8 protein-coding genes and 2 pseudogenes are annotated in these 9,545 nt (G+C 37.6%); 4 read left to right on the top strand and 6 right to left on the bottom strand.

Annotated elements, in window-relative coordinates; all coding sequences use genetic code 11:
- The first annotated feature begins 593 nt into the window (after positions 1-593).
- The 3 genes and pseudogenes from PSE69_RS19315 to PSE69_RS19305 all read left to right on the top strand — a co-directional run.
- Positions 594-1,291: pseudogene (locus tag PSE69_RS19315) on the top strand (IS1 family transposase).
- A 391-nt stretch (positions 1,292-1,682) separates the two neighbouring features.
- Positions 1,683-2,081 (top strand): helix-turn-helix domain-containing protein, encoded by a 399-nt coding sequence (locus PSE69_RS19310; protein WP_004917104.1) that lies wholly within the window; start codon positions 1,683-1,685, stop codon positions 2,079-2,081.
- Positions 2,082-2,256: 175 nt separating this feature from the next.
- Positions 2,257-2,466: pseudogene (locus PSE69_RS19305) on the top strand (helix-turn-helix domain-containing protein); the annotation flags it as partial.
- A 293-nt stretch (positions 2,467-2,759) separates the two neighbouring features.
- On the opposite strand, the gene PSE69_RS19300 reads toward PSE69_RS19305, so the two are convergent.
- The 6 genes from PSE69_RS19300 to PSE69_RS19275 all read right to left on the bottom strand — a co-directional run bounded on the left by PSE69_RS19300 (position 2,760) and on the right by PSE69_RS19275 (position 8,889).
- Positions 2,760-3,017: a hypothetical protein gene (locus PSE69_RS19300; protein ID WP_163762193.1), complete on the bottom strand. Its 258-nt coding sequence runs from the start codon at positions 3,015-3,017 to the stop codon at positions 2,760-2,762.
- Between the two features lie 257 nt (positions 3,018-3,274).
- Positions 3,275-4,519 carry a hypothetical protein gene (locus tag PSE69_RS19295; RefSeq protein WP_163762194.1) on the bottom strand — a complete coding sequence of 415 codons (1,245 nt, stop codon included), beginning with the start codon at positions 4,517-4,519 and terminating at the stop codon, positions 3,275-3,277.
- Positions 4,519-6,930 (bottom strand): TcfC E-set like domain-containing protein, encoded by a 2,412-nt coding sequence (locus PSE69_RS19290; RefSeq protein ID WP_272675322.1) that lies wholly within the window; start codon positions 6,928-6,930, stop codon positions 4,519-4,521. Before PSE69_RS19290 ends, PSE69_RS19295 begins: the two co-directional genes overlap by 1 nt.
- Before the next feature lie 144 nt (positions 6,931-7,074).
- A complete protein-coding gene (locus PSE69_RS19285) occupies positions 7,075-7,596 on the bottom strand; it encodes a CS1 type fimbrial major subunit (RefSeq protein ID WP_048608147.1) in 522 nt (173 codons plus the stop codon).
- Positions 7,597-7,715: 119 nt separating this feature from the next.
- On the bottom strand, positions 7,716-8,462 hold the full coding sequence (locus tag PSE69_RS19280; protein ID WP_163762196.1) for a hypothetical protein: 747 nt from the start codon (positions 8,460-8,462) through the stop codon (positions 7,716-7,718).
- A gap of 154 nt (positions 8,463-8,616) precedes the next feature.
- Positions 8,617-8,889 (bottom strand): helix-turn-helix domain-containing protein, encoded by a 273-nt coding sequence (locus tag PSE69_RS19275; protein ID WP_004916087.1) that lies wholly within the window; start codon positions 8,887-8,889, stop codon positions 8,617-8,619.
- A gap of 451 nt (positions 8,890-9,340) precedes the next feature.
- On the opposite strand from PSE69_RS19275, the gene PSE69_RS19270 reads away from it, so the two are divergent.
- Positions 9,341-9,545, top strand: a 205-nt coding sequence (locus tag PSE69_RS19270; RefSeq protein ID WP_272577791.1) for a transposase, incomplete at its 3' end; no start/stop codon positions are given.

Raw genomic sequence — 9,545 nt, 5'->3', positions numbered from 1 at the left:
ACCTTGAACAAGGAGGAGTTTTTCACAGTGGAGGATATGTTTATTATACGAGTGGGTAGATAGGATAACAGAATGAGAGTCAAACTACTTTCATTCCTTAAGGCGGGAAATAAAGAATGCTGTGGTCCCCCAATGACATCCATAAGCTAGAACGTTAATCAAACTAAACTCTATTTTAAGCCATCTTTACGGATATCCGTGAAGATGGCTATTGTGAAGCCTGTAGATAATTTTGTGTAAGTTCCCCATGTATTATTTACAAGTGGTCATTGATCCGACCATCGAAGTGGATCATAAACCAGTTCTTATCTAGGACAGCCCGTAAATATGCAGAAATAAGTTGCTCAACGGACAGTTTTAAACTCACCAGTCGCCAATGCTTCAATATACTTTTTATACCTTAAAAATAATCATTATTACCTCACAAGGAGACTCATTATTATATTTTATAGTAAAGTCATTTCTATATAAAATAGTTGAGTTACGTTTTTTAGCCCCTTCTAATAAATTGGAAATATACTGATCATATTATTGGTTATGTATTCAATTCGGTGATTAACCTGTAATATAGGGTAATTTACCGGATAATATTTATGGCTAAAATCGATGTAAGATGCCCATTTTGTCAACAAACTTCCTCAGTGAAAAAACATGGGTTAGGAAGCTCGGGCCATCAACGTTATCGTTGCCAAGACTGCTGCCGAAGCTTCCAACTCGATTATGAATATCATGTCTGCCAACCCGGTACCAAAGATAAAATTATCGACCTCACGATGAATAATGCGGATATTCGTGATACTGCCAGAGCCCTTCATATCAGCATTAATGCGGTCGTTCGCACTTGAAAAGCTCTCGCCGAGACAGGTAACGTCTTGACCGCTTAATAATTTGCACATTGAACTCCTTTGCGAAGTCGATGAGCAGTGGTCTTTTGTCGCTAATTAAGAAACAACAATGCTGCCTCTGGTATGCTTGGGAACCTCGCCTAAAACGGATTATTGCTCATACATTTGGTCGTCGAAACAAAGAAACTCTTCGACAGTTGCTGACCTTACTATCTAGGTTTAATGTAGCTTTTTGGTGCACGGATAAGTTCTGTGCTTATGAGATATTGCCCAAACAAAAACACGTAGCCAATAAATTTTATACCCAACGAATAGAAAGAGAGAATTTAAATCTGAGAAACCGCTTAAAGCGACTTAATCGTAAGACGTTAGGCTACTCCAAATCAGCAGAGATGCACGACAAGATCATCGGCACATTTATTGAACGCGAACACTACCTATTATGATACTCTACACATTGAATACACGACCGCATTTTTAATGGAACAGTTTAAATAAAAATAGTGTATTTTATGTTTTTGATAACATTAATTTATATTTATTTTGTTTTTTATACTTATTTTTAATTATTATTTTTCATTTGAGCGAAGTGATTAACCATCTACATATGATTATCCTTTTTGGTTTTTTTGTAGTGGTTGGTTTTATAGCGTTATTTTTGTTTTGCAATAACACATATAGCATGTAAGTATAAATATTTATCTAGTTTATACTATTATTCAGGGATTGATTTTCTTTAAGAAAGCAGTAAACTTCGCTCTAAGAATAACGCATCGAACTAATTTGTTCTGTTACGTTATCTTTGATTTTTTAGCTGAAAGTGAGGAATGAAAAATTATGGATAAGCATGTCTATTGCGAGTACTTTAATGTCATAGGCGATGGTGAAAACCTGTATAAAAATCTAACGTCAAAGCAGCAGCTCAGTTTGATCATTGGCCGGCAAATTTATTTTATCCGTAAGGCTCGCTGCATGACAGGTAAACAATTGGGTGAGCAACTGAATGTATCACAACAACAAATATCCCGCTATGAGAACGGTGTGTGTCATATTGATGTCGATACCTTGATCCGCTTATTGTATATTCTCGATATGCCGATCGATCAATTTTTTTCTCAGGTTTCTGTTAGATTAAGTCAGCAATTTCCGGCAACGTATGCGAAATATCATTCTTTATTTATTCCTGTGGTAGATTCATCCAATAATGAATATAGATTAATTAAATCCAAAGGCTAGTTTATTTAGAACCTGTGGTGCTCAATGATTTATTCAATTTATCCACATCAATGATGCGGATAATGGTGTTGTGTGTTATTCAGCGATTTGTTTATTTCATTGCTGAAAATAAATTTATCAAAGTCTGGATTTCGGTTGACAATTAGTTTTTTCTAATTGCAGTCGGAGATCAGATATGATGAATATTAAAGCTAAACGAGATATTGCACATAAAACAAAAATCTAAAATCATGCCCGCGAGAGCAAAAATATTGCTAAAACTTGTCGTCATTTTGGGAGCAGTAGAGAAACTTTTTATACTTGGAAAAGAGCTTATGAACGAGATTGCGAGAAAGAATTAATCAACAATAAACCCTGTCCTGAAAATCCAACCAGAAGAGTGTCCTAATTTTGTTGTGCAGAACAGTTCTGAGTGACACAATAAAAGGTCAATATTTTATTCTCCCCCCCTACTCTGCATCAAGATAAGCGATTCCAGTAAAGGAATTAGTACCATAAAAGAATCTCGTTACAGGGCCTCCTCGGACATTTAGCATTTCATCACTGTATGTTTTTTGATTTGGTAATATGCCAAAACCATTAAGGGCATTGAACATTTTTCATATCTTCCAAGCTTGCCCAGTATGAAGGAATTATATGACCAGATATGTGAGATTGGATTCTGTAGTTTCCTGTAAATTAGATTGAATGCCTTATTGTCGTAGAAGTAATCTCGTCGAAAATTACAGACTGAGATTCTGTTGGAATAAGTTCCGTTTCTGCATAAATAGATGATAGTGCTCGCCAAGCTTTAACGTCATCGACAAATACCCCTTTAGACCTACAGTATTCAGCTAACTCGCGCTCAGACATTGTTGCAGTTTCAATCACGATGAAAAATCTCTGCTCCGCTGAAAAATCAGCAGTAGCATTTTCTAACGGCAATTCTGTAGACAATAGACCGCTTTCAACAAGTTCACTTCTCCACTTAGACCACGGAAGGACTCACATCTAATTCTTTAACAATTCTTCGGTGAGCCCAATTATACGGTAGTAACAACTAAGTTTGACCTTTCGTTTTCACATCAATTGGAACTGGATTAGCTAGCATAGTTATCTCCTTAAAAATCTAGACGACAACGATGCTAACACTGGGGGTTACTCACCGATCTCCAGACTTTCATATCTACTAGATCCACTCATTTCGTTTCAAATTAATATATATTCGGGTCAAAGATAACGGTCACTGTTCCTCGGTAAGTATCCGGTCTTGTCAAGAGCATAGTATCAACATCATGCTGAGTGACCAAAAAATCGATGCTTCCCTTACGATTACTTCCAATATCTCGTGTTGAAAACGTATTATTTACTATATCCTTATGGATTGGCATTAGCGCACGTGTAACCGTGCTATTGGTTTTCTGATTAATAATATTATTTGGTAAGCTCAAATACGCTTTTACAGGAACCAGTTGTCCATTATTGTCACTTTTTATAGCACAATGTTCACCTTGAATATATTCACATTGCAAATAAGCTGTAAATGAGCCCGTTGAAGAAATTAAAAAGTCACTTCGAGCAGTAAGCTGAGGAGTGATTTTTGTTATCATCCAACGTTCCCAGTTTCGTTTTCCCTGTTCTTCCGTACAAACTTTACCTACACTACAAGGTTGCAATGATAACGCACGACCTTCTGGCGTTGTAGTGACGGTTAAATCATGATTAACAGAAAGAATGAGATTGATATCAACAACGCTGTCATCGGCTTGGTAGTTATCACCAAAATCAAAATCGCCTCCTTGACCTACGGAAAATGATAATTTCCCCGTATAGATTCCTGAACCTACAGTTAATAAGTTATCTTTAGCCACTAATGAGTAACCGATGCTCATGTCATAAAATTTGGAAGGTTCCGTTCTGCCTATGGTGCTAATTTTATGGCAAGGACTAGTGTTATTTAACGTTGTCCACATAAAGAGATACCACGCCTCTGCAACCTGTGCTAGTCCACCATAGCCACATCCACCTCCCGAAGGTGTGTACACAAAAGAGCTTGTTGTCCAATCGTGTTGTCCTGTATTGTGCCGATACCTCGCTGAGTAATTAGTTATCCTAAATATAACGTCAAATGATTCCCCGGTATCCTGATTCCTTACTGTGAGTGTTCTGGGAGTTTTAGGAAAGTTAAAATAAGGTCCATCTCGAGGTTCGTTATAAGCAACGATCGGATAGGAGATGGTTGTTGATAACGGTAAATTAACGCTGAACATTTCTCCGGGACACCTATCGGGATACTGAACACAATACCCACTCTGCGGTGTTGTATTGGTAAAAACGCCGTCACTGTTACTGTTATTTATCGCCGGTGTGAATTTTGCGGTTAGATTAATCGTTACACTGTGGGCAAATGCGCTGAGTACCAACATGACGATACCAAGAATGTAATGAAAATAACGCATTATAACCCCTCCATTGATGAACAACGAATAACAGGAAAAAACTGTACGGCTTTTTCCGATGACAGGGCGTCCGGTAACTGGCACGATAAGGCGGGTAATTGACCATCGGCTAAGACAGTGAGTTTTTGGTTATTGATGCCCGTATCTAATGTTAAAACGCCCTCAGCATTAATCACGCCGCTACTAATATCACTAATCACCTGACGATGTCTTAACATTTGACCTCGGTTGTCTTGCAGCATCCCCACAAGCACTGTTGTTTTGATGGCCTTTAATTTTAAATATTTCACACTACCTCGATTCATTTGCATTGATTCATATTCAGGAAAAACTTTTCCGTTATGTTCACCCATGCTGTAAAACTGGATGGACTCATTTTTCCAGACATCCGCAGGAATAACATTTCGGCCCTGGAATAACTTTGTTTCGCTAACACTGTCTGAAGCGACAATTTGCATATCGGGGTCATCTGATTCTAAATCTACGATAAATGCCGAATCCATGCCTAAACCACGTTCGCCACTACTCGCCGCAAGTCTTCCTTCACCCAACAAAAGTGTCTGACTTAAGTTAATGCCCGCTGTGGTGCTTTTGTCTTGTACATAATGCTGGACATAAGCATCCCCACTGAGCGCTCGACTTTCCAAGGCGCTATTACCGTTAATGAGTGTGCTTCCACCACTTTGCGATATTCCAGCGCCTAGCCACCGTAGTGCCCCTTCATCCTGGGGTTGCCATTGATAATTTAAACTCGAATAGCTGTTACTGTCATTGATACCCGCATCAACTGATAACGTATGCTGTGCAGTCGGCATTAATGACATGCTTACTCCGAACATCACACCTTGCTCCCGATTCTTTTGATTAAATCCAGGTCGGTCATACGCACTTACTCGAAAATTAACATCGCGATTAGCCAAAATGGCTTTTGTTGTCAATGCTGCATCAATCCCAAACCCTTCTCTTGATGGATTTTTCATGTATTGACCATTCAATGTCAGTGAACTCGCCCACGGTAATTGGGTGAACATTGACGCCCCCCACGCGTTCCCAACTTGCTTAGACGAGTCTGTCGAGCGATAACTATCCTGGGAAGTTCGACGCCAAAAGACATTCAACGAGTTTCCCGGTGAAAGCGTCCGATAATAACGTAAATCTGCGCTCGAATTTTTTCGTGAATCGTCATCCGTCAAGGTATATTGGGCAAAAAGACTATCATTGGAAGACAGTGTTACCGTTGATCTTGCGCTGAGCTGATATTTTTCTGCGGTCATTAAAAAACTGCTTCCCAAGATAACACGGGGGGTCAATAAGTAATCGACGGCACCGCCGCCGATGAACGCGTTATTATTCTCGGTGGTGTTCTTACGGCTAATCACTAAATCTCTTTTTTGCCCACCCCAGAAATTTAAGCGCCATTTTTGATTGGGATTTTGCCATCCTAATGGCTTGTATACTTGAGCTATTTGAGTATCCACAATCTTACCGTTCTCTAGGGTATTAATCGTGATGTTATAAATGCCGCTGGGTAAACGCCGAGTGTCAATAGCTTGTATTCCTGGTTGCAGTTGTTGCGAGTAGATGAGGCGATTATCCAGCCAAACTTCTGCCGTTGCTTGATTGGCAGCGGTGACATAGATAGGGTAAGCACTGACACTTTCGTTATTTATCAATAATGCATTTGAGGTTCCCCACATGGCTCCAGCAACAGAGCCTGTACTAAATCCATTGGTTTCAACATTTCCCTTATCACTGTCCGGGGAAAAAAAACCTAAGCGAATAAAGTTACCTGCTAATTCCTTTTGTGTGTATAGTGCATAAATATTGGTTTCTTGTGTTTGATTGGCTTGGCTAGAGCCGTAGGTCTGCAGCGATATTTTTTGTGTCCATCCTAAAAGCGAGGACACGATAGATGAGGTAAAGTTCCATGTCTTCGCTGAAGCTACCGAAACGGCAGATAAATTATTGTGCATAATGACACCATTTGGCAGAGTGCTAGGCAAATGGATATAGTCATTGTTTACTTGCTCAGTTTCGTAGTGTGATGTAAATAATTTTAACGAGGAGTTATCCAGTCGATATTCAGCAGAGATTAGTCCTGCAGGGCAGGAGGAGTGACATGCACCTAATGAGATCCCTTTTTGTAAAATATTAGCCCACTCATTTTTAACTTGAGGTTTAATATCTGGTTCTTCATCTAAAATTCGTAGGAGATTAATTTGTCCATTTTCATGAAGCGAAAAGACAGCATCAAAAAGCGGAGAATCATTAAGATACACTTGAGAAACAATTTCTGAATTATAAAAATACTGCTTAAATTCATCAGGAACTTTTATCGTATTGCCTGCTGATAATAAATTTGCCCCCAAAGCTATTCCAGGTGCTAGAATTAAAGTAAATAATACTTTCATATTCATTCTTAGCCAAATCAAAAAATACAAACACTATAAAAAATAGTTAGTCACTCGATAAATGCACAAACACAATTGAAATAACGAACGACTAGACTAAGCAATAAGGATGAAGGCCTCAAAGGCCTTCATCACTTGAGTAACTTATTTGTCTCCAGCTGGAGGCGCGACAAGCGCTGGTTCAAAAACCATTGCCACTTGGCCAGTAAAAGAGCCTGTCACAGTTAGAGGTGTGTCTGTTTTTTGTGTAATGCGAAGATTAGCACGACCGCCTGCTTTGGCATCTGCGGCATCAACTACGGTATTAGCCGTATTGCTGAGTGATACACCGTTAAAGATAACAGTTAACGGAATGGTATCTTTTCCATTTGATAAGATAGCTGTACCAGTTGAGTCGGTATTCGTTAAGGTTGCTTGAATACCACCGGATGTATTTTTATATTGAAATTGCTTGGAGAAATCTTGTAACTTCTTAGTTCCTAAATCATAAACCATTTCTTGCGTTTGATTAACCCAGCCGCCCTCAACAGGAATAACTTGAAAATCATCTGTTGGGATGGTGGCCGTTAAGTCGATAGCGTAGCGTTGTTCATCCGCAGCGTGAACAGTCATTGACCCTAAAGCCGCGCAAGACATTAAAATCGCGGATAATGATTTTTTTAACATGTGAATACCTCATTTATGATGATTAAAAAAAGAAGGAAAACGCTGTTTTCCTATTTATTTATTTTCTATAACTAGAAAACAAAATTAAAATTAATTATTTATCTAGATTGATGTTAATGTTAATAATTAAATGATTTTGATTTATCACCTTCAATTAATGTGAAGGTGATTTTGTTATTCTGTTTTTTTTGTAAAATAAACTCCCTCCCAGGCAATATAATTTCTCGGGATTTGTTCTCGCAATGTGATTTTGCGTTTTCACAATAACGGATATTATCTAATATAATGGTAGCATTTCCTTTATTTATTATTGCTATTTGTTTGTTCCTATCGTCAATAACGGTATTAAATAAAGGTTTTTCAGGTTGCATCACAACAACACTACCATACCCAGTCAATACATTAATTCCGGCCTCCAGTGCGTTTTTCTTGTATTGAGTTATTTCATCCTTGCTCATACCAAAACCATCATTTTCTTCTGGGAGTACAGGGGTAAAACGGATCCTAAAATAACGTTCTTTATCTCGCGCTCCTGACCATAATATACGTACAGTCTGAAAGCCCGATGGAGGAATGATTAATCTTAGTGGTGAGACAATGAGTCGTTCTTGTGTTAATGAGCCTGCGTCAACTTCTTTTTGTGTTGATTCGCGTTGATTCATTTTCGGGGTAACATCAATCTCCAATACCTCAACACGGACAAATGCGGTAGATGTTCCTGTATTATATACGCGTTTGGTCAGGCTTTGTGTTTCCGGTGTAAAAACATCATACATACTACCAATACCAATGGAAGGTGCGGCACATACTGTTATTGTTATACTCATTAATAACAATGTTAAAATAAAGTGAATTCGTTTAAGCATACATATTCCAATTTTTTATATAATAAAAAATAAAACTTTAATTAAAAACCAACACAAATATCCAATCTAATTCATCTTAAAACTTTAAATAATCCCAGAAAACAGATTAATGGAAAATGTAGGCTATTTTCTTTTGTGTTAATGCAGTACTGAATTAACGCAAACGTTGATATTCAATTAAAACTTCACTGGGATCTTCATAAAATACCTCGACAATTAAATCAAGTAACGTTTTATCAATCTCATTTAATAATTGCAGAATGATTTCGATTGAAAATGTTGCTTGCCCTCGTTCTAGTCGAGAGATATGTTGTTGGGAGATATTTAATTTTTGTCCTAATATTTTCCCCGACATACCTAGTAATCTTCTGTGTTTTCGAAAAAATGCACCTATGCGAACACTTGCACTTGATATATTGTATCTCATTAACGCGAACCACTCGTTTTACCAAATTAAAATATGGTCAATATCAAAACTATTGGTGCTAAAGACTAAGGTAAATTAAGAGGAGAGGGAAATAGTTTAAGACGATCAATTTTGTTGTTTATGATAGCTCATGACTATTAGTTTGGTTTGTATTGATCGTTATCGCCAATAGTTTTTGATTTTATGTGTATTACTTTATGATTTTAAATAGATTTTTCATAAGATGTTAAGTTTCCTGGGAAATGATAACGTGAGTTACCAGATTGCGATTGAAATATTAATACGCACTCTGAAACTAAATTTAACGAATTACTCGTTATTGCTGTTTTTTTTGTCATTCAATCTTAGGGTAAAATTAGTAATTGAGTATGCGTGATGAATATTAATTATTCTGCGCAATTAAATCAGGACACTTTAATAATGGAATATAATCCAATTATTGAGGTGTTAAATGAAAAAACGAAAAAATAGGTTTTATACCGCTGAATTTAAGCAAGAGGCGATCGCATTAGTCACCGAGCAAGGTTATAGCATACCAAAAGCGGCAGCTTCTTTAGGGAGCACCGATAAATTACTTTATAACTGGAAAGCAAAATTCGACGCTGAGCGATCTGGTAGTAGTTTGAATTCCGATGAGAGAGCTGAGCTATTAAGAA

The organism is Providencia sp. PROV122, from assembly GCF_028482365.1.
Lineage (GTDB): Bacteria > Pseudomonadota > Gammaproteobacteria > Enterobacterales > Enterobacteriaceae > Providencia > Providencia stuartii.
This window is presented reverse-complemented; position numbering and strand designations above follow the sequence as displayed.